This is a genomic window from Streptomyces sp. Ru62, from assembly GCF_002920615.1.
Lineage (GTDB): Bacteria > Actinomycetota > Actinomycetes > Streptomycetales > Streptomycetaceae > Streptomyces.
Genome location: NZ_PQSU01000042.1, coordinates 23957 through 44168, shown reverse-complemented (window position 1 = coordinate 44168; position 20212 = coordinate 23957). Strand labels below are relative to the sequence as shown.

14 protein-coding genes, 5 tRNA genes, 2 pseudogenes and 1 riboswitch are annotated in these 20212 nt (G+C 71.3%); of the genes and pseudogenes, 10 read left to right on the top strand and 11 right to left on the bottom strand.

The genetic code is table 11. The annotated features are described in order from the left end of the window. Positions 1 to 24 precede the first annotated feature (24 nt). Complete coding sequence (locus tag C3492_RS38415; protein ID WP_103817239.1) at positions 25 to 1062, bottom strand: M23 family metallopeptidase; 1038 nt, start codon at positions 1060 to 1062, stop codon at positions 25 to 27. 11 nt (positions 1063 to 1073) lie between these two features. Continuing rightward, positions 1074 to 1239, bottom strand: a riboswitch (cyclic di-AMP (ydaO/yuaA leader). A gap of 242 nt (positions 1240 to 1481) precedes the next feature. Beyond that, positions 1482 to 2663 carry a PP2C family protein-serine/threonine phosphatase gene (locus tag C3492_RS38410; protein WP_103817238.1) on the bottom strand — a complete coding sequence of 394 codons (1182 nt, stop codon included), beginning with the start codon at positions 2661 to 2663 and terminating at the stop codon, positions 1482 to 1484. Positions 2664 to 2787: 124 nt separating this feature from the next. Here C3492_RS38410 and C3492_RS38405 point away from each other — a divergent pair. After that, positions 2788 to 2861 (top strand) — tRNA-Met (locus C3492_RS38405). A 150-nt stretch (positions 2862 to 3011) separates the two neighbouring features. Here the strand turns inward: C3492_RS38405 and C3492_RS38400 are convergent. Then, the gene (locus tag C3492_RS38400) at positions 3012 to 4142 is read right to left on the bottom strand and encodes a dihydrofolate reductase family protein (protein WP_103817237.1); all 1131 of its coding nucleotides are present in this window, start codon (positions 4140 to 4142) and stop codon (positions 3012 to 3014) included. An 82-nt stretch (positions 4143 to 4224) separates the two neighbouring features. On the opposite strand from C3492_RS38400, the gene C3492_RS38395 reads away from it, so the two are divergent. After that, complete coding sequence (locus C3492_RS38395; protein WP_103817236.1) at positions 4225 to 4752, top strand: MarR family winged helix-turn-helix transcriptional regulator; 528 nt, start codon at positions 4225 to 4227, stop codon at positions 4750 to 4752. Positions 4753 to 4858: 106 nt separating this feature from the next. Beyond that, positions 4859 to 5503 (top strand): GTP cyclohydrolase II, encoded by a 645-nt coding sequence (gene ribA, locus C3492_RS38390; RefSeq protein WP_103817235.1) that lies wholly within the window; start codon positions 4859 to 4861, stop codon positions 5501 to 5503. Between the two features lie 14 nt (positions 5504 to 5517). Here the strand turns inward: ribA and C3492_RS44035 are convergent. After that, positions 5518 to 5682 (bottom strand): annotated as a pseudogene (locus tag C3492_RS44035) (arginine deiminase family protein); the annotation flags it as partial. Next, positions 5682 to 6221: pseudogene (locus C3492_RS38385) on the bottom strand (amino acid permease); the annotation flags it as partial. The pseudogenes C3492_RS44035 and C3492_RS38385, both read right to left, overlap by 1 nt. 113 nt (positions 6222 to 6334) lie before the next feature. Between C3492_RS38385 and C3492_RS38380 the strand changes: the two are divergent. Beyond that, positions 6335 to 6991, top strand: a complete 657-nt coding sequence (locus tag C3492_RS38380; RefSeq protein WP_103817254.1) for an FxLYD domain-containing protein — start codon at positions 6335 to 6337, stop codon at positions 6989 to 6991. 129 nt (positions 6992 to 7120) lie between these two features. Here the strand turns inward: C3492_RS38380 and C3492_RS38375 are convergent. The 5 genes from C3492_RS38375 to C3492_RS38355 form a co-directional block, all read right to left on the bottom strand. Beyond that, a tRNA-Lys gene (locus C3492_RS38375) sits at positions 7121 to 7193 on the bottom strand. Positions 7194 to 7292: 99 nt separating this feature from the next. Further along, complete coding sequence (locus C3492_RS38370; RefSeq protein ID WP_103817234.1) at positions 7293 to 8798, bottom strand: amino acid permease; 1506 nt, start codon at positions 8796 to 8798, stop codon at positions 7293 to 7295. Between the two features lie 172 nt (positions 8799 to 8970). Then, complete coding sequence (locus tag C3492_RS38365) at positions 8971 to 11166, bottom strand: DEAD/DEAH box helicase (protein WP_103817233.1); 2196 nt, start codon at positions 11164 to 11166, stop codon at positions 8971 to 8973. Positions 11167 to 11454: 288 nt separating this feature from the next. Beyond that, entirely contained in the window at positions 11455 to 11970 is a 516-nt protein-coding gene (locus tag C3492_RS38360; RefSeq protein WP_103817232.1) for a hypothetical protein, read from the bottom strand. Positions 11971 to 12238: 268 nt separating this feature from the next. Next, positions 12239 to 12589 (bottom strand): metallopeptidase family protein, encoded by a 351-nt coding sequence (locus tag C3492_RS38355; protein ID WP_030657012.1) that lies wholly within the window; start codon positions 12587 to 12589, stop codon positions 12239 to 12241. A gap of 60 nt (positions 12590 to 12649) precedes the next feature. Between C3492_RS38355 and C3492_RS38350 the strand changes: the two genes are divergently transcribed. The 5 genes from C3492_RS38350 (at position 12650) to C3492_RS38330 (ending at position 15040) form a co-directional block, all read left to right on the top strand. Further along, a complete protein-coding gene (locus C3492_RS38350; protein ID WP_181140761.1) occupies positions 12650 to 14212 on the top strand; it encodes a metallophosphoesterase in 1563 nt (520 codons plus the stop codon). A gap of 80 nt (positions 14213 to 14292) precedes the next feature. Continuing rightward, positions 14293 to 14365 (top strand) — tRNA-Glu (locus C3492_RS38345). Between the two features lie 36 nt (positions 14366 to 14401). After that, positions 14402 to 14476: transfer RNA gene (locus C3492_RS38340), tRNA-Asp, on the top strand. 24 nt (positions 14477 to 14500) lie between these two features. Beyond that, positions 14501 to 14574, top strand: a tRNA-Phe gene (locus tag C3492_RS38335). A 169-nt stretch (positions 14575 to 14743) separates the two neighbouring features. Further along, positions 14744 to 15040, top strand: a complete 297-nt coding sequence (locus C3492_RS38330; protein ID WP_103817252.1) for a hypothetical protein — start codon at positions 14744 to 14746, stop codon at positions 15038 to 15040. On the opposite strand, the gene C3492_RS38325 is transcribed toward C3492_RS38330, so the two are convergent. Beyond that, positions 15037 to 16095, bottom strand: coding sequence for a hypothetical protein (locus C3492_RS38325; RefSeq protein ID WP_103817231.1), 1059 nt, complete (start codon positions 16093 to 16095; stop codon positions 15037 to 15039). The two genes, C3492_RS38330 and C3492_RS38325, sit on opposite strands and share 4 nt — an antisense overlap. Before the next feature lie 87 nt (positions 16096 to 16182). Between C3492_RS38325 and hrpA the strand changes: the two genes are divergently transcribed. Continuing rightward, on the top strand, positions 16183 to 20127 hold the full coding sequence (gene hrpA, locus C3492_RS38320) for an ATP-dependent RNA helicase HrpA (protein WP_103817230.1): 3945 nt from the start codon (positions 16183 to 16185) through the stop codon (positions 20125 to 20127). Positions 20128 to 20212: the final 85 nt, after the last annotated feature.

Below are 20212 nucleotides of genomic sequence, written 5' to 3'. Positions count from 1 at the left end.
GATTCCCGCGCGGGGACGGGACCGTCAGGGGTTGAGGCCCTTGTCGCGCAGCCACGCCATCGGGTCGATGCCGGTGGCCTGCCCGCCGGGGTGGACCTCCATGTGGACGTGCGACCCGGTGACGTTGCCGGTGGCGCCGACGCGGCCGATGACCTCGCCGGTGGTGACCTTCTGGCCGACGGAGACGCTGATCGAGGACTGGTGGCAGAACCACAGCTCGGTGCCGTCGTCCAGGGTGAGGATCGTGCGGTAGCCGTAGGAGCCGGCCCAGCCCGCTTCGGTGATCGTGCCGCTGTGCACGGCCTTGATCAGGGTGCCGGTGGGGGCGGCGAAGTCGAGACCGGTGTGGTAGCCGGAGGACCACATCCCGCCGGCCTGGCCGAAGGTAGAGGTGATCGTGTACGAGGAGGTGGGCAGCGTGTACTGCGCGGCCAGCTTCGCCAGCCGCTCCTCCTCGGCCTTCTTCGCGGCGGCGGCCTCCGCCTTCTCCTTGGCCTCGGCGGCCTTGGCGGCGGCCTCCTTCTCGGCCTGGGCGGCGGCGTCGGCGCTCTGCTTCTCGGCGGCGGCGACCGCGGCGGCGGTGGCCTTGCTGTCGGCCTGGCCCTGCTGCTGCTCGGCCTGGGCCATGATCCGGTTGCGCAGCGCCTCGCCCGCGTCGGCGCTGTCCTCGCCGGCGGCCGTGGTCACGCCGACGGTGCTCAGCGTGGCCGTGGCGGCCTCGGCCGGCTGGGGGTCGGCGGAGTCGTCGCGGAAGAGGGAGCCGACCGAGGGCAGGTCCGGCAGGGAGATGGAGACCGGCGGCTTGCCGGTGTTGGCGCTGGCCATGCCGCCCGCGCCGACCGCGGCCATGACGCCGACGCCCAGGACGGTGGAGCTGCGCGCGAAGCCGCCGCGCTGCTTGGCGACGCGATGCCGGCCGCGCACCGGGGCGACGGACTCCTCGGTGGGGTTCCACTCCTCCCAGGGGCCCTCCTCGGCGTGGTAGGCGCCGTACCCGAAGGTCTCGGGCTCGCGCTGTGCCGGTATGAACGGGGCTTCTGGGACAGGCCGGTTGGACGCCACGCGGGCGTACTCCTTTCCTTCCTTTCGCCTACCGGGTTAGCTGACGGGTTCGGAGCAGGAAGGTCTCCTACGCGCGTATACCGGTCGTGGACTCCGTGAGTTCACGGCGGCATCCGCGTGATTCACCCCAGGGTGGTGGTTCCCCGGCTCCCTCGCGGGATTCGGCGCGTGCGCACGGAGCCGCCTCTTGTGACGGCTGTGACGACCGCGCTGCGTTATCGAACGTTAATAGACCTGCCAGTCACTTTCCAAGCCGTTCGGCTTGATCATTCACGTCTTTACCGGCGGAACTATCGGCCACTACACCATCAAAACGGGCGAGTTGACCGGGCATCGGCTCCGTTCAGCAGTCACTTTCGGTTTTGATGGTGACTCAGATGTTATGCGCACGGCGCTCGCCCGGTCACCTTCGGTGACGTTCAGGACCGTCGTACGGCGAGCAGCGCCATGTCGTCGGTCATGCCTCCCCCGGAGTGCCGGCGCACCTCCTCGGCGAGTCGGCCGACCAGCGCGGCCGGGCCGGGGAAGGTGCGCCCCGCGAGCCGCCGTTCGGGGTCGTAGAACCGGCCGTGGGCGTCCCGGGCCTCGGACAGGCCGTCGGTGTGGAAGAGCAGGGTCGCGCCGCCCGGGAAGGCGGTCTCGGTGGCCCGGTCCGGCCACAGGCCGAGATCGCCCATGCCGAGCGGCAGCGCGGGCTCGGCGGGGGCCAGGGTGCGCAGGGTGCCGTCGGCGTGCAGCAGCAGCGGCGGCGGATGACCGCGGTTGACGATCCGTACGACGCCGTCGCCGTGCGGGAGTTCGGCGAGGACCGCGGTGGTGAACCCCTCGAAGGCGTCGATCCCGTCGCGCCGGGTGCCCTCGCGGGCCAGCGCCCGCTCCAGCCGCTCGGCGACCGCCTCCAGCGTGGCCTCCTGCTCGGCGGCCTCCCGGAACGCGCCGATCACCACGGCCACCGCGGCGACCGCGCCCATGCCCTTGCCGCGCACGTCCCCGACGACCAGCCGGACGCCGTGCGGGCTGTCCTGCACCGCGTACAGGTCGCCGCCGATGAACGCGTCCTGCCGCGCGGCCTCGTAGCACGCGGCGATCTCGTAGCCGCCGATCCGCTCGTCCGGCTCCGGCAGGACGGCCCGCTGGGCGGCCTCGGCGATCTCCCGGGCGGAGGCGAGCCGCCGGTCGCCCCGGCGGACCACCCGGTTGATGGCGACGGCCAGCAGGGCGACCGTCGCGACGGTGACCACGTCGGTGAGGGTGCCCACGGCCGGGTGGGTCCCGGCGTCGGTGTGCACGGCGTAGGCGGCGGCGAGGGAGGCGAGGCCGGTCAGGACGGTGGTGCGCAGCGCCGACAAGGGTGCGGCGGCCAGCGGGGCCGCGGTGAAGAACGGGACGGCGGTGAAGTCGTCCGGGGCGAGCAGGCCGTACAGGACACCGCAGACGATGAGGAGGGCGGGCACGGCGCGGGCCAGGGCACGGGGGCTCGGACGGCGGCGGGCACGCACCGGCACCGGTTCGTCGCCGAGGCCGGGGTCGGGCACGGGGTCGCCGGGGAGCCTGCCGCCCGCCCTGGCGTACGGGCTCTCCTCCACCTTTCCAGGGCGCACCGCGTGTCTCCCGGTTGTCCGACGTACCTCCAGGTTTCCGGGCCCCGGGGCGGTCGGCGACCGGTGTGGGCCGAAAGGGGTGTGCGAGCGGTCCCGCGCATGGCGTACACTGGAGTCACAACGACGCGGGGTGGAGCAGCTCGGTAGCTCGCTGGGCTCATAACCCAGAGGTCGCAGGTTCAAATCCTGTCCCCGCTACTGAAGACTCAGGGCCCGGAATCCAGCGGATTCCGGGCCCTGAGTCGTTTCCGGCCCGCCGCCCCGCCCCGTCAGGGCGCCGGGGAACCCCGCGACCAGCCACAACGCACCGCACCCGCCACCAGGCTCCGCCGGCAGACGGGTGGGTGCTCACAGCAAGTGGGCGTTCGGCGCCTTGGCGAGCTCCTCCAGCTCAGGAAGCACGACGACCTGCGCGCCCCCGGCGACCAGAACCCCGCTTCCGTCGGCCCCCGCCACGAACGTGTCCGGCTCGCGCCACGCGGTGACCACCCTCCGCACTCCGGCCCGGAGAATCAGCTCGGCGCAGGGAGCCGGCCGGGACGCACGCCGGGCGCAGGGCTCCAGGCTGCTGTACACCGTGGCGCCGGCGACCCGCCCGTCGGCGGGATCGATCTTCGCGAGGGCCGCCTCCTCCGCGTGCACCACCGGATCGGCGCCCTCACGGGAGTAACCCCGCGCCAGCTCCGTACCGTCGGCGGCCACCACCACCGCTCCGACGCTGAACGCCGTCTCCGACGGCGGACACAGCGCCGCCAGTTCACAGGCGGTCCGCAGCCAGTGGCGGTCGGCGGCGGTGGCGACCGCCCCGGTGCCGGGCGCCGTGGGCACGTACCGCATGAGCACGACGTCCTCGATCCGGCGGGTGTCGAGCAGGCGCAGCCGTCCGGGCTGGTAGGCCCCCGGCCCGAACAGGCGGGGTGCCACCGGATCGCCGACGAAGAGCGGGGCGAGGACCAGCTGGAGTTCGTCGGCGAGGCCCTGGTGCAGGAGCTGGGTGTGGACCGTGCCGCCGCCCTCGACCATCAGACGGCCGACGCCGCGCACGTCGTGCAGGTGCTCCAGCAGGGCCCGCCAGTCCAGGTCGGGGCCGAGCGGGACGATGTCGGCGGTGCGTCCGAGGCGGCGGGCGGCCCGCTCGGCGCCCTGGTCGGTGGTGTAGACGATCTTGTCGCCGCCGGTGTGCCAGAAGTTGGCGTCGGGGTCGAGGTCGCCGGTGGCGGTGACCGTGACCTTCAGCGGGTACTCCGGCTTGCCCTGCGCCACCCGTGCCGCGCGCCGCTCGGCGGAGTTGACCAGCAGGCGGGGGTTGTCGGCGCGGATCGTGCCGGCGCCGACGAGGATCGCGTCGACCGAGGCCCGTACCGCGTCGACCCGGTCGAAGTCGGCCGGGCTGGACAGCAGCAGGCGCTCGGGGCCGGTGTCGTCCAGGTAGCCGTCGAGGGAGACGGCGGCGGACAGCAGCACGTACGGCAGGGGCATCGGCGCCCTCTCTTCCGGAGGCGGACGGGCTCGTCCGGGCGGACGGGCTTGGTTCAAGTTTTAAACAACTTACACTGGCCGCATGACGACCCGCTGGCTCACCCCCGAGGAGCAGCGCGCCTGGCGCGCCTACATGGCCGCCTCCCGGCTCCTGGAGGACGCCGTCGACCGGCAGCTCCAGCAGGAGGGCGGCATGCCGCACCTGTTCTACTCGGTGCTGGCCAACCTCTCCGAGGCCCCCGACCGGCGGCTGCGCATGACCGATCTCGCCGAGACGCTGAAGATCACCCGCAGCCGGCTCACCTACGTGGTGACCCGGCTGGAGCGGGACGGCCTGGTGCGCCGGGAGAACTGCCGCTGGGACAAGCGCAGCTCGCTGGCCGTGCTGACGGACGAGGGGATGGCCGTCCTGGAGCGTACGGCACCCGGGCATGTCGAGACGGTCCGCAGCACCCTGTTCGACCGGCTCACCCCGGAGCAGGTGGGGCAGCTGGAGGAGATCTGCACGGGGATCGCGCGCGGGCTGCAGGGTGAGGACGACCAGTCCGGTGCCGAGGACGTCCCCTGGCGGCGCCGTTCGGGCTGCTCGTCGCCCCCGGCGTCCTCCTGAGCGGGCCGGGTCGCCGGGTCAGGACAATTGCTTTAACTTTTAAGCAGGAGTAGGGTCCATGCGAACCGCTGCTTCAAATCTGAAGCAACTGTCCGGGAGGACTCGCATGCCCGACATCCCCGCCGCCATCCCGCGCGCCCGCGTCCGGGTACCGCTGCGCTTCGCCGACGGCTACAGCACCGACGCCGAACTCGTCACCTTCCACGGCCTCACCGACGGCCGGGAACACCTCGCCGTCGTCCTCGGCGAACCCGGCCCGGTCCCCCTGGTGCGCCTGCACTCGGAGTGCCTGACCGGGGACGTCTTCGGCTCGGCCCGCTGTGACTGCGGACCGCAGCTGCGCGAGGCGGTCGAGCGCATCGCCGGCCGCGGCGGTGTCCTGCTCTACCTCCGCCAGGAGGGCCGGGGCATCGGCCTCTACAACAAGCTCGACGCGTACGCCCTCCAGGACGAGGGCCTCGACACCTACGCGGCGAACGCCGCCCTCGGTCTGCCGGAGGACGCCCGCGACTACACGGCCGCCGCCCAGATGCTCGGCGCCCTCGGCATCACCGAGCTGGACCTGCTCTCCAACAACCCCGACAAGGCCGAACAGCTCCGCTCGCTGGGGATCGCGGTACGGGACCGGGTGCCGACCGGTGTCTTCACCACCGCCCACAACGTCCGCTACCTGCGCGCGAAGGTGCTCCAGACCCAGCACACCCTGCCGCTGTCCGAACTGACCGGGCTGACCGAGTTGACGGCGGGCTAGTACCCCCGTCTCCGCTACCGGCGCCCTGAGCACGACCGACGCACCCGGACAGGGAGCCGGCGGGTCCAGAACTCCACGGGGTCCCGCAGCAGCGGGCACGTCATGCAGTGGCCGCCGCCGCGACCACGGCCCAGCTCCGCGCCGACGATCGTGACGACCTCGATCCCGGCTCGGCGCAGGCGAAGATCGCGAAGACGCTGAGGAAGCCGAGGACGGTGGCCTTGCCCACGTCGGAGCGGCGCCTGGGGTGCCGCGAGTAGACGCTCGCCCCCTCGACGCCGAGGAAGACGAAGACCGTGGCCAGCATGGTGCCGCGGACCTGGCTGAAGAGGGAACCGGCATAGTCCGCGCCGTGGAAGTTGGCCGCGAAGACGCCGGGCCTGAAGTACACCAGGGCCAGGACGACGAAGAACAGGATGGGCACGAGCTTCGCCACGGTGACGATCTTGTTGATCGCGGTGGCCTCCTTCACCCCGCGCCGGATCATCCAGAAGAACGCCCACAGCCCGGCCGAGGAGAGGACGACGGCCAGGGCGGTGTTCCCCTCGCCGAGGCCGGGCCAGACCGCGCCGATCGTCGACATGATCAGCACCCAGTACGTCACGTTGCCGACGCAGGCGCTGGCCCAGTAGCCGAACGCCGAGAAGAAGCCCATGTACTCGCCGAAGCCCGCCTTGGCGTGGGCGTACACACCGGCGTCGAGGTCCGGCCGGCGCACCTCGGACGAACATCACCACTTTGCTCCGGATCGCGGATTACCTCACCTCGTATCACCATGGTTCTGGTCTGTACCAGGACTGGCCCCGTGCCCGCATCACCGTGGAGGTCGCCGTGTCGGAACCCAACGTGCCCGGTCAGGACGCCGCGTCGTCCCGCACCGCACGCCCACGCCTGAGACCGGTCGTGTACGGCGTGGGCGCGGCGCTCACCGGTGTGCTCGCCGTCGCCTCGTGCGGCAACGGCAACGGCAACGGCAACGGCAGGGCCGGCACCTCCACCCCGACCGCGCCCGCCACGTCGAACTTCTCCGGCACCGTGCCGTCCGGCATGTCGTCCTGGGCGGAGTCGCAGAAGGCACAGGCCAGCGCCTCCGCCTCCGCCGCGGCCTCGTCGGCCTCCGCCCGCGCGGACGAGTTCGAGGCATCCGTGGCCGCGGACGCCGAACGCGCCCGCGCGGAGGCCCAGAAGCAGCTCGCCAAGGTGAAGGGGCGGGGCAACGCGACGAAGGACGTCTCCATGACGGGCGTGCCGCTGTCCCAGACCCACAACGTGCGCGCTCTCCTCGTCACGATGACCAACCGCACCGACAAGCCCGCGTCGTTCGCGGTCCAGGTGAACTTCAGCGACTCGCACGGCAAGGTCGTGGAGACCGTCGTCGTGGGGTCGCAGGACGTCAAGCCGGGGCAGAAGGCGGAGCGCTACGCCATCAGTCACAAGCCCCCCGAGCCGCATCTGACCGCCGAACTGGCCAAGGCGCAGCGGTACTGACAGCGGAGGGGCCCGCGCAGGCGTACCGGCGACAGCGGCCCCCGAGAACGCGACAGCGCCCGGGCCGGCCGAAGCCGTCCCGGGCGCTGTGCCGCCGGCCGGAGGGGGTGACCCCGGGCCCGCGGGCGGTAGGCCGTGTGGGACTCGAACCCACAACCAAGGGATTAAAAGTCCCCTGCTCTGCCAATTGAGCTAACGGCCCGTGCGATGTTGCCTGTCCGAGCATAGCCGGACGAGGCCGCGTCGCCGATCGGGTATCGGGGACACGGCCACGTCGGATGACGCCGGTGTGGGGGGATGGTTACTTTTCGGCCGGGATGGGAGCCGGGGCGGGGCGGCGGTTGAGGAACCAGTGGCGGGCCGAGGCCAGCCACCAGGTCGCCGCGAAGCCGAGGACGACCAGGACGGCGACCGGGGCGTAGTTGAACGTCTTCCAGGTGACCGGGGAGACCTGCGGCAGCATGAACAGGACGGTGATCGCCAGCACCCAGGTCACCGAGATCACTCCGATGGGACGGGACCAGCGGCCCAGGTGCCAGGGACCGGGGCTGAACGCGGTGCCCTTGCGGACGCGGAGGAAGGTCGGGATGACGTACGCGATGTACAGGCCGATCACCGCGATGGACGTCACCGCCGCGTAGGCCGTCGTGTTGATCAGGTACGGCAGGCCCAGGGCAAGGGCGCCGAGCGCGGCCAGCCACACCGCCGCCACCGGGGTCCGGGTGCGCGGGCTGACCGTGTGCCAGACGTGGGAGAAGGGCAGCGCGCCGTCGCGCGAAAAGGCGTAGATCATGCGGCTGTTGGCGGTGACCGAGGCCATGCCGCAGAAGAGCTGGGCACCGATCACCACCAGCAGCAGGAGCTTGCCGGCCGTGGCGCCGAGGGCGTCCAGGAGGATCTGGGCGGGCGGCGCGCCGGTGGGGGACGTGAGGGCCCCGTCGTACGACTGGATCGCGAACGTGAAGCCCAGCAGGAGGACGAAGCCCGCGATCCACGACGTCCAGATGGAGCGGACGATGCCCTTCGGGCCCGCGGTGGCCGCGTCGTGGGTCTCCTCGGTCATGTGGGCGGAGGCGTCGTAGCCGGTGAAGGTGTACTGGGCCATCAGGAGACCCAGCAGCACCACGTACGGGGTACTGCCCCAGCCCGTCTCGTTGACGAAGTGCGTGAAGACGAAGGACGCCGACTGGTGGTGGTCCGGGACGAGCGCCAGCGCGCCGACGATCACCGCGACGCCGAGGACGTGCCACCACACGCTCACGCTGTTCAGGAACGCGACGATCCGGACGCCGAAGGTGTTCAGCAGTCCGTGCAGGAGGAGGATCGCCGCGAACAGCAGCACCGTGCGGCCGGGGGTCACCCGGAAGTCGAACTGGAGGTTCAGCCAGGCGCCGAGGAAGGAGGCCGCGCCGAAGTCGATGCCGGCGGTCACCGCCACCTGGCCCAGCACGTTGAACCAGCCCGTGAACCATGCCCAGGCCGCAGCCGAACGCGGGGGCGCCAGGCGGTGCGCCCAGAAGTACAGGCCCGCCGAGGTCGGGTAGGCCGAGCAGATCTCGGCCATCGACAGCCCCACGAACAGCGTCATCAGACCCACGGCCACCCAGCCCCAGGTGATCACCGCGGGACCGCCGGTGGTCATGCCGAAGAGGTACAGGGTCAGGCAGCCGGACAGTACCGAGATGATCGTGAAGGAGACTGCGTAGTTCGAGAACGCCGACATGCGGCGGGCGAGGACCTGGGTGTAGCCGAGCTGGGCCAGCCGTTCCTCGTCCGACAGGCCACCGGCGCTCACGTCATCTGTCATGCCCCCAGCAATTCCCTCCCTGGGAGCGTGACATGCGTCACTCGGTGACCGGAAATCGATGGCCCGGGTACGCGCGAGGGCCCGTACGAACGGTGTCGTACGGGCCCTCGCCCCGTCTCACTCGGCGTCAGTCACCGGCGTGCCGGCCGACGCGGTGTCGGCCGATGGCGTGTCAGCCGTTGCGCTTCCAGCGCGGCTTGTCCTCGCGGCGGCCGAAGGAGCCGGTGCCGCGGTGGTCGTCACGACGGCCGTAGGGGCGGTCGTGGCCCGCGGAGCGGAAGCCCGGGCGGTCGTCGCGGCGGTCACGGTTGAACGGACGGTCGCTGCCCCGGTGGCCACCGCGCTCGTCCCGGCGGAAGCCGCCCCGGTCGTCACGGCGGTCGAAGGAACGGCCACCCCGGTCACGGTCGAACGGACGGCGCTCGCCCCGGTCGTCACGACGCTCGAAGGAACGGCCACCCCGGTCGTCCCGGCGGTCGTCGCGGCGCTCGAAGCCACGGCCACCACGGTCGTCCCGGCGGTCGTCACGACGCTCGAAACCACGGTCACGGTCACGGTCGCGGTCGAAGGGACGGCGGTCGTCGCGGCGCTCGAAGCCACGGCCACCCCGGTCGTCCCGACGGTCGTCACGACGCTCGAAACCACGGTCACGGTCACGGTCACGGTCGAACGGACGGCGCTCGCCCCGGTCCTCGCGACGCTCGAAGGAACGGCCACCCCGGTCGTCCCGGCGGTCGTCACGACGCTCGAAGCCACGGTCACGGTCGAAGCCGCGCCGCTCCCGGCGCTCGTACGGCGCCGAAGCCGCCGGACGCTCCTCGCGCTCGGTCTCGCGCTCCGCGGGCTCCTCGGCCACGGCGAGCTGTTCCGCCGCCGTCGCCTGGGCCTCGGCCACCGCCGCCTCCGGGTCGTCGCCGCGCTCGCGGGCGACCCGGGCGACCAGCCGGTCGGCCTCCTCGCGCAGCTCGGTCGCGCGGCGCTGGGCGCGCTCCAGCTGCTTGGTGAGCTGGGTGACCTCGCGCTCGGCCTGCTGCGCGGCGTTGGCGGCGGACTCGGCCTGGACCTCGGTCATGGAGCGGGCGCCGGTGATCTCGGCGACCTCCGGGTCGAAGGCGGCGCCGCCCTGGATGATGTGGCGGGCCGCGTCGACGCCGGCGTCCTCCATCAGGCGGAAGATCTGGCGCCGCTGGTGCGGGAGGGAGAGCGACACGACCGTGCCGGTGCGGCCGGCACGGGCGGTACGGCCCGCGCGGTGCAGGTAGTCCTTGTGGTCGCCGGCCGGGTCCACGTTGAGGACCAGGTCGATGCCGTCGACGTGGATGCCGCGCGCGGCGACGTCGGTGGCGACCAGGACGTTGACGTAGCCGTCCTTGAAGTCGGCCAGGGTGCGGGTACGGGCTCCCTGGGTCATGCCGCCGTGCAGCGCGTCGGCCTTCACGCCGGCCTCGCGGAGCTGCTCGGCGACGCGGTCGGCGCCCAGCTGGGTGCGGACGAAGATGATCGTGCGGCCCTTGCGGGAGGCGATCGCGGCGGTGACCGGCGCCTTGTCCTTGGGCTTCACGATGAGGATGTGGTGCGACATGGTCGTCACCGCGCCCTGGGCCGCGTCCACCTCGTGCAGGACGGGCTCGTTCAGGTAGCGGTCGACGAGGGTCTTGATCTCGTTCTCCATCGTGGCGGAGAAGAGCATGCGCTGGCCGCCGGCCGGGACCTGGTCGAGCAGCTCGGTGACCTCGGGCAGGAAGCCCAGGTCGGACATCTGGTCGGCCTCGTCCAGGACGGCGATCTGCACGTCCTCCAGGGAGCAGGCGCCCCGGTTGATGATGTCGCGCAGCCGGCCCGGGGTGGCGACGAGGATGTCGACACCGCGCTCCAGGGCGTAGATCTGATTGCCCATGGAGGTGCCGCCGCAGACGACCTTCATCTTCAGGCCGAGGACGTCACCGTACGGCTGGAGGGCGTCGGCGACCTGCATGGCCAGCTCGCGGGTCGGGGTGAGGATGACCGCGCGGGGCTTGTGCTTCTGGGTACGGCCGCCGGCCAGCTGGGCCAGGGTCGGCAGACCGAAGGAGAGGGTCTTGCCGGAGCCGGTGCGGCCACGGCCGAGGATGTCCTTGCCGGCCAGGGCGTCCGGGATGGTCGCGGCCTGGATCGGGAAGGGGGTCGTCACGCCGTTCTGTGCGAGCTTGCGCACGATGCCCTCGGGGAGGCCGAGGTCGGCGAAGGTGGTCTGGGGGGTGTCAGCGGCCTCGGGGGCCTCGGTGACCTCGGTCGTCTCGTCGACGAGTGCGTTCTCGATCTCGGTGGTGTTCTCGATCTCGATCTCGTTCTCGGACACGACGATCTGGTCAGTGCTGGACACGGACATGCGAATGCGAAACCTTCCGGAGTCTCTTCGGCACGCGCCCGTCAACTCCGTGAATCGCTCACGACCGCCTCAATGCGGTCCGCCACGGCAAAGGAGAGTACGCGCCACACGGCGCGCTCTGTGGTGGCGCCGGGCAAATGGGATCAAACGATCTACCACCATACGCACCTACCACCCCCGAAGGCAAACCGAGCCGCAGAGGCGCAGCTCACACCCGATTTCCCGCCGCACCAGCCCCCGGCCACGGTGACGGAAGGCAGTGGTACCGGCCCCACCGCGCGCACGCCTCTACGCCGGCACGCCCGCCGCCGGCGCCGGCTCCCGCTGGACCAGCTGCGGGCTGGTCTCCTCATGGGCCGACGAGGACGGCTCGGCCGACGGAGGCTCGGTGACGGGCGGCGGCGGGGTGGAGGCCGGTGGCTCGGGCGGGGCGGAGGTCACGGGCGGCGTCGGCGGCGCGTCCGTCGGCTCCGGCTCACCGGGCTCGTCGGTCCTGCCCGGCTCGGCCGGTGCGTGGGAGGCGCTGCGCGCGGCGGACGGGGTGGCCGACGCCGAGCCCTTCTTCCCCCGCTTCGCCTTGCCGCCGTGTCCGTGCTTGCCGTCACCGGCGGCCCCACCGCCTTCCCCGGCGAAGCCGCCCGCGCCGGCCACCGGACCGCCGTCGGGCACCTCGCCGCCGCGCTGCCCCGCCGAGTGGGAGGGCCGGGCCCGGCCGGCGTCGTCGCCCACGCTCACGCAGCCGGCGGCGGCCGTGACGGCCAGTACCGCGGCGGCGAGACGGACGGGTACGTACAAGGGGCGCACTGCGGCCACCTCCGGGGGCAAGGAAAGAAGTCAACCTCCCCAACTCCCGCCGCCCACAAGAGGACACGCGCCCCGCCCGCATCGCCCCCCAGCGCCCACGCGGTCCCCCAGCACACAGCCCCACACCCGGCCGCACGACTCGATCCCCACCGGCACACGGGAACCCACCCACCCGCACGGTCACCGGCACCCAGCCCACGGGCCCCCGCCCGGCCCTGCCCTCATCGGCGTCCAGCACGCGCGAACCGGGCCCCCGGGCGCCCCGCGCTCAGCCGTAGCCGAGGGCGTGGAGTCGGGCGTCGTCGATCCCGAAGTGGTGGGCGATCTCGTGGACCACGGTGACCTCGGTCTCCGCGACGACGTCCTCGCGGCTGTCGCACATCCTGAGCGTGGGCCCGCGGTAGATGGTGATCCGGTCCGGCAGGACACCGGCGTACCACTCGCCCCGCTCGGTGAGCGGGGTGCCCTCGTACAGCCCTAGCAGCTCGGGGTCGTCGGCGGGCGGCTCGTCCTCCACGAACACGGCCACGTTGTCCATGAGCCGCGTCAGCTCCGGCGGAATCCGGTCGAGCGCCTCGGCGACCAGTTCCTCGAACTCCTCGCGCGTCATCTCCAGCACAGGGTCATTGTCCGGGATCACCGCCGCATATCCACCAGGGGACGTGGGCATACGGCACCAATGGCCCGCGTCCCCGTCGCAGCCCTGAGCACCATGCTGAACCGGACCCCGAACCGCCCACGCCCCACCCGCCCCCGCTCACACCCCTCCCTGGAACTCGCCGACCGCCCCAACCCCTGGCTGCGCGCCCTGGGACTCGGCACGGTCGTCCTCGTCGGGGCCTGGCTGGGCCTGCTGATCGTCGGCAACGTGCGGGCCCCGGTCGGCCCGATGGACACGACGATGGCGCTGCGCCCCTCCCTCAGCGGCGGCACGAAGATCAACGTCTCTCCGCTGGGCTCGCTCAGCCTGGACAGCCACGTGGCGCCGGTCCGCCTGGACGTGAACGTCGACCAGTTGGACCCGCTCCGCTCGCAGGCGCTGGTCGACCACCCCGAGCGGCTCTCCGGCCTCCAGGACGAGGTCACCCGGGACGTCGAGCACGGCACGCTGGACCTGGCCGTGCGCTCCTGCGTCGCCGTGGTCTCCGGGGCCACGGCCCTCGGCCTCGCCGTGTACCGCCGCCCGCGCCGGGCCGTGGCCGCCGGCGGACTGGCCCTGGCCCTGCTGGCCGCCTCGGGTGCGTCGGCGTACGCCACCTGGAACCCGAAGTCCGTCCTGGAGCCGCGGTTCTCCGGACTGCTCAGCTCGGCGCCGTCCGTGGTCGGCAACGCCCGCAGCATCGTCACGGAGTTCGACGTCTACCAGAAGGAGCTGGCACGCCTGGTGACGAACGTGACGAAGCTCTACGACGTCACCTCCACCCTCCCCGCCTACCGGCCGGACCCCTCGACCATCCGCGTCCTGCACGTGTCGGACATCCACCTCAACCCGGCGAGCTGGAAGATCATCGGCTCGCTGGTGGAGCAGTACAAGGTGGACGTGATCGTCGACTCCGGCGACACGATGGACCACGGCACGGCGGCGGAGAACGGCTTCCTGGACCCGATCCGGGACCTGGGCGCGCCGTACGTCTGGGTGCGCGGCAACCATGACTCGCGGACGACCCAGCGCTACCTGGAGCGCATGAAGAACGTGCACGTCCTGGACGACGGGCGGGCGGAGACGGTGGCGGGCCTGCGGTTCGCGGGCATGGGTGATCCGCAGTTCACCCCCGACCGCTCGACGGCTCCCGGCAGCGCCGCGTCCGAGCAGCTGGCGGGCGACCGGCTGGCCAGTGCCCTGCGCGATCAGCGGACGGCCGGCACCCCGGTGGACGTGGCGGTCGCGCACGAGCCGTCCGCCGCCCGGGAGACGGACGGCACGGTGCCGCTGGTGCTCTGCGGGCATCTGCACCACGAGGGGACGGAGCTGCTGCGGTACGGCACCCGGCTGCGCATGGAGGGCTCGACCGGCGGCAGCGGGCTGCGGGCCGTGGAGCGCAAGTACCCGGCTCCGATCGAGGCCTCGATCCTCTACTTCGATCGGGACAGCCGCAGGCTCCAGGCCTGGGACGCGATCGAGCTGGGCGGCCTGGGACTCACGACTGCCGAGGTCAGCCGTCATCTGGCGGACGAGAACCAACCCGGCGCCACCGGTACCTCGCGCTCCCCTTCACCGACCGCTCCCAGCACCTCGCCGTAAACCGTTTTGGCGATACCCCTCGCCATCCCATATGCTTCTCACGTCCCCGACGCGCTGAGAAGCGCCCAGGCGGGCCGATAGCCCTCATCGTCTAGCGGCCTAGGACGCCGCCCTTTCAAGGCGGTAGCACGGGTTCGAATCCCGTTGGGGGCACGCAATACCGTGTGCGACACTGTTGCACACACGCTTGGTCCTGTGGAGCAGTTTGGAGTGCTCGCCACCCTGTCAAGGTGGAGGCCGCGGGTTCAAATCCCGTCAGGACCGCTGGTGTTTCACGTGAAACACCGTGGCTGGGTAGCTCAGTTGGTACGAGCGTCCGCCTGAAAAGCGGAAGGTCGCCGGTTCGACCCCGGCCCCAGCCACCGCCGCCCTCACCAGGGCGTAAGCCCCTCTCTGGCGCTAGCAGAGAGGGGCTTTTGCATGGAGGATCCAGGTCGCTTGGCACCGGTCCCGGTCGGCGCTACGTTCGGCGCTGATCGCGTGTGGTGCGCAGGGGGCGGGGGAGACATGGGCCGGGACCAGGGCAGAGCCATGCAGGACACCGAGCTGGAGAAGGACCGGGCCCGGTACGGGCTGCTCGCGGTCGTCGTCAGCAACCTGGCGATCGCCGCGGTCGCCGTCTTCGGTGTGTGGCAGCTCGACGGGGACAAAGCGGTGATCGTGGGCATCCTCACCGCCGCGTTCACCGCCGTCAGCAGCACGACCACCGCCTACCTGGGCATCAAGGCCGTCTCCAACACCGCGAAGTCGCTCGCCCTCGGGGAGGGTCAGGCCCGTCGGCGCACCGAGGCCACCCCGCCGGCCCCGTCCGCCCAGCGCGCTCCCTAGGCCGCGTGGGCCGGCCGGCGCGGTCTGCCGCCCGGATGGCGGTGCCGCCAGGTCAGGAAGACCGCGCAGGAGACGAGCGCCCAGCCCGCCAGCACCAGGAACGGGAACACGTGCTGGTTGCCACGGAAGTACACCGCCGTGTGCTGGGCGTTCACCGAGGCACCGGGCGGCAGCCAACGGCCGATCGTCCCCAGCACGGACGGCAGCAGGGGCCAGGAGACGGCACCGCCGGACGACGGGTTGCCCAGCAGCACCATCAGCCCCCACGTCGGCAGCATGGCCCAGCGTCCGACCAGGGTGTTGAACATCGTGAACACCATGCCCGAGGTGAACATGGTGAAGGCGAGGATCGCCCAGGACTCCACGAACGGCAGCCGGAGCGCCCCCAGCAGCCAGTCCACCACCGCTGCGATCGAGAATCCGCCGAGCAGGGCGTAGGCGACGGTGAAGGAGATGCGTTCCAGCGGGTTCAACTCCGACGCGTGCACGCTGAGCTGGATGGCCCCGACGAAGCCGATGATCACGGCGGCCAGGGAGATGTAGAAGATGGCCAGTCCTCTCGGGTCGCCCTTCTGCAACGGCTTCAGGTCGTGAAGCACCACGGTGATGCCGGTGGCCTTGCCGACCTTCAGCGCCGCCTCGCCCAGCACCTGCGCCACTGTCGCCCCGGACGCCCCCGACACGTCGAGGGAGATCGTCCGGCCACCGGCGGGCGCGTCGACCACCGCGAAGACCTTCTGCTGGTCCACCGCCCGTACCGCGTCCTCCCGGTTGTCGTACGCCCGCAGCTTCATGGAGGCGCCGAGCGCCTTCTCCATGCCGACGACGAACCGCCGGGCCGCGGGCTGGTCGTAGGCGCCGGTCACCGCCGTGGGGATGCTGTGCGGGGTCGGGTTCGCCATGGCGTACGTGTAGGACCCGGCGAAGAAGCCGGCCGCGACGGCGATGATCAACAGGAGGACGGTGGCGGGGAGGAAGGGGGATGCCTTGAACGCCGCCCAGCGCTCCGCGGGGGTCGGGGGGCGGCCGTGGTCTCCATGAGGGGAATCAGGCATATCGACCACGCTAGGTCATGCCGTGACATCGCGCCCCGGTCAAATCGTTCGCTTGTTTTTCGCCCCAGGTGAGATCCTGGATCCCGTATGTCTACGCATCCCGCCCCCGCCCTCGGCACCCTCGCACCCCGTCTGACCGAGCTGTCGCTGCGCGACGCGCACCGGCTCGGGCGGCGGCTGGAGGGCGCACGCAAGATCCGTAAGCCGGAGGCCCGCGCCACCGTCCTCGCCGAGATCGACGGCGAGATCGGCAAGGCCGAGGCCCGGATGGCCGAGCGGCGCTCGCGCGTGCCGGCCGTCACCTACCCCGAACAGCTGCCGGTCAGCCAGAAGAAGGACGAGATCGCGGCCGCCATCCGCGATCACCAGGTCGTCATCGTGGCCGGTGAGACCGGTTCCGGGAAGACCACCCAGATCCCGAAGATCTGTCTGGAGCTGGGCCGGGGCGTGCGCGGCATGATCGGGCACACCCAGCCCCGCAGGATCGCCGCCCGGACCGTCGCCGAGCGGGTCGCGGAGGAGCTGAGGACGCCCCTCGGCGAGTCCGTCGGCTGGAAGGTGCGGTTCACCGACCAGGTGAACCCGGACGCCACCTTCATCAAGCTGATGACGGACGGCATCCTGCTCGCCGAGATCCAGACCGACCGCGAGCTGCGCGCCTACGACACGATCATCATCGACGAGGCCCACGAGCGGTCGCTCAACATCGACTTCCTGCTGGGCTACCTCGCCCAGCTGCTGCCGAAGCGGCCCGACCTGAAGGTCGTCATCACCTCGGCGACCATCGACCCGGAGCGCTTCTCCCGGCACTTCGGCGACGCCCCCATCATCGAGGTCAGCGGGCGGACGTACCCCGTGGAGGTGCGCTACCGGCCGCTCCTCGAAGAGGAGTCGGACGACGCCGACCGGGACCAGATCACCGCCATCTGCGACGCCGTGGAGGAACTCCAGGCCGAGGGCCCGGGCGACATCCTCGTCTTCCTCTCCGGCGAACGGGAGATCCGCGACACCGCGGACGCGCTGGAGAAGAAGAAGTACCGCTTCACCGAGGTGCTCCCCCTCTACGCCCGGCTCTCGCACGCCGAGCAGCACCGGGTCTTCCAGCCGCACACCGGGCGCAGGATCGTTCTGGCGACCAACGTCGCCGAGACCTCCCTGACCGTGCCGGGCATCAAGTACGTCATCGACCCCGGCTTCGCCCGGATCAGCCGCTACAGCCACCGCACCAAGGTCCAGCGGCTGCCCATCGAGCCGATCAGCCAGGCCAGCGCCAACCAGCGCAAGGGCCGCTGCGGCCGTACGTCCGACGGCATCTGCATCCGCCTGTACTCCGAGGACGACTTCGTCGCCCGCCCGGAGTTCACGGACGCCGAGATCCTGCGGACGAACCTGGCCTCCGTCATCCTCCAGATGACCGCGGCCGGTCTCGGCGACATCGAGAAGTTCCCCTTCATCGACCCGCCGGACCACCGCAACATTCGCGACGGCGTGCAGCTCCTCCAGGAGCTGGGCGCGCTGGACCCGGCGCAGAAGGACCCCCGCAAGCGGCTCACGGACACCGGTCGCAAGCTGGCCCAGCTACCCGTCGACCCCCGTCTGGCCCGGATGGTCCTGGAGGCCGACAAGAACGGCTGCGTCCGTGAGGTCATGGTCATCGCCGCCGCGCTGTCCATCCAGGACCCGCGCGAGCGCCCGGCCGAGAAGCAGACCCAGGCCGACCAGCAGCACGCCCGCTTCAAGGACGAGACCAGCGACTTCCTCGCCTATCTGAACCTGTGGCGGTACGTCCGCGAGCAGCAGCGTGAGCGCGGCTCGTCGTCCTTCCGCCGGATGTGCAAGCAGGAGTACCTGAACTTCCTGCGCATTCGCGAATGGCAGGACATCTACACCCAGCTGCGCACGGTCGCCAAGCAGATGGGCATCCACCTCAACGAGGACGACGCCCCGGCCGACCGCGTCCATGTCTCCCTCCTCGCCGGCCTCCTCTCCCACATCGGGATGAAGGACGTGAAGGACGGCAACAAGAACGAGTACCTGGGCGCCCGCAACGCCAAGTTCGCGATCTTCCCGGGCTCCGCGCTGTTCCGGAAGCAGCCGAAGTTCGTGATGTCGGCCGAGCTGGTCGAGACGAGCCGGCTCTGGGCGCGGGTCAACGCCAAGATCGAGCCGGAGTGGGTCGAGCCGCTGGCCGGGCACCTGCTCAAGCGGACGTACAGCGAACCGCACTGGGAGAAGGACCAGGCGGCCGTGATGGCGTACGAGAAGGTCACGCTGTACGGCGTCCCGATCGTCGCCCAGCGGAAGGTGAACTACGGCCGGATCGACCCGGAGGTCTCCCGCGAGCTGTTCATCCGCAACGCGCTCGTGGAGGGCGACTGGCGCACCCACCACAAGTTCTTCGCCGACAACCGCAAGCTGCTCAGCGAGGTCGAGGAGCTGGAGCACCGCGCCCGGCGCCGGGACATCGTGGTCGACGACGACACGCTCTTCGACTTCTACGACCAGCGGGTGCCCGAACACGTCGTCTCCGGCGCCCACTTCGACTCCTGGTGGAAGCGGAAGCGGCACGAGCAGCCGGACTTCCTCGACTTCGAGCGGGAGATGCTCATCCGGGAGTCGGCGGAGGCGGTCACCAAGGCCGACTATCCCGACACCTGGCGGCAGGGGCAGCTCAAGTTCCGGGTGACGTACCAGTTCGAGCCGGGCGCGGACGCCGACGGTGTGACGGTCCACATCCCGCTCCAGGTCCTCAACCAGGTCACGGACGAGGGCTTCGACTGGCAGATCCCGGGCCTGCGCGAGGAGGTGGTGACGGAGCTGATCCGCTCCCTGCCGAAGCCGGTCCGCCGCAACTACGTACCGGCGCCGAACTACGCCAAGGCGTTCCTGGAGAAGGCGGTGCCCCTCCAGGAGCCGCTGACCGTCACGATGGCGCGCGAGCTGAAGCGGATGGTCGGCGTTCCGTTCGAGGCGGACGACTTCGACTGGGCCAAGGTCCCCGACCACCTCAAGATCACCTTCCGGATCGTCGACGAGCGGCGCCGGAAGCTGGCCGAGGACAAGGACCTTCAGGCGTTGAAGCTCCGGCTGAAGCCGAAGGCGCGCAAGGCCCTGTCGCAGGCCGCGGCGGCGACCGCGTCCCGCGAGGGCGGGGAGTCCCTGGAGCGCAAGGGCCTGACGGACTGGACGATCGGCACCCTCACCCGCGTCTTCGAGACACGCCGGGCCGGCCAGCCGGTCAAGGCGTACCCGGCGCTGGTGGACGACGGCGACACGGTCTCCGTCCGCCTCTTCGACACGGAAGAGGAGCAGGCGGAGGCCATGTGGAAGGGCACCCGCCGCCTCATCCTGCGCAACATCCCGGTGAATCCCGCGAAGTTCGCGTCCGAGAAGCTGACGAACGCCCAGAAGCTCGCCCTGTCGGCCAATCCGCACGGCTCGATCCAGGCCCTGTTCGACGACTGCGCGATGGCCGCGGCGGACAAGCTGATCGGGGACTTCGGCGGGCCGGCGTGGGACGAGGAGTCGTACCGGAAGCTGTACGACAAGGTGCGCGCGGAGATCGTGGACACCACGGTCCGTGCGGTCGCCCAGGTGCAGCAGGTCCTCGCCGCCTGGCAGGCCTGTGAGCGCCGCCTGAAGGCCGTCGGCAGCCCCGCGCTGCTCGCGAACCTGACGGACGTCCGCAAGCAGCTGGACGCCCTCGTGAAGCCCGGTTTCGTCACCTGGGCGGGCATACGGCGCCTGCCGGACCTGATGCGCTACCTGGTGGCCGCGGACCGGCGCCTGCAGCAGATGCCGACGAACGTCCAGCGGGACACGACCCGTATGGAGAAGGTCCACGAGATGCAGGACGAGTACGCCTGGCTCCTGGAGCAGCTCCCCAAGGGCCGCCCGGTGCCGTCCGCCGTCCTGGACATCCGCTGGATGCTGGAGGAGCTGCGGGTCAGCTACTTCGCCCACGCGCTCGGCACCGCGTACCCCGTCTCCGACAAGCGGATCATCAAGGCGATCGACGCGGCCGTACCGTAACCGCTCCCGCACGGAGGGTGAGTTCGACCAGGACCCTCACCCTCCTGTACAGTCTCTTCTCGCAGCGCAACGTAAGAAAAAGCGC

Excerpts from the sequence above, each read along its gene's own strand:
- hrpA (WP_103817230.1), top strand. The coding sequence starts at position 16,183 with ATGTCTACGCATCCCGCCCCCGCCCTCGGCACCCTCGCACCCCGTCTG.
- ribA (WP_103817235.1), top strand. The coding sequence starts at position 4,859 with ATGCCCGACATCCCCGCCGCCATCCCGCGCGCCCGCGTCCGGGTACCG.
- C3492_RS38350 (WP_181140761.1), top strand. The coding sequence starts at position 12,650 with ATGGCCCGCGTCCCCGTCGCAGCCCTGAGCACCATGCTGAACCGGACC.
- C3492_RS38325 (WP_103817231.1), bottom strand. The coding sequence starts at position 16,095 with ATGCCTGATTCCCCTCATGGAGACCACGGCCGCCCCCCGACCCCCGCG.
- C3492_RS38400 (WP_103817237.1), bottom strand. The coding sequence starts at position 4,142 with ATGCCCCTGCCGTACGTGCTGCTGTCCGCCGCCGTCTCCCTCGACGGC.
- C3492_RS38330 (WP_103817252.1), top strand. The coding sequence starts at position 14,744 with ATGCAGGACACCGAGCTGGAGAAGGACCGGGCCCGGTACGGGCTGCTC.
- C3492_RS38395 (WP_103817236.1), top strand. The coding sequence starts at position 4,225 with ATGACGACCCGCTGGCTCACCCCCGAGGAGCAGCGCGCCTGGCGCGCC.
- C3492_RS38365 (WP_103817233.1), bottom strand. The coding sequence starts at position 11,166 with ATGTCCGTGTCCAGCACTGACCAGATCGTCGTGTCCGAGAACGAGATC.
- C3492_RS38370 (WP_103817234.1), bottom strand. The coding sequence starts at position 8,798 with ATGACAGATGACGTGAGCGCCGGTGGCCTGTCGGACGAGGAACGGCTG.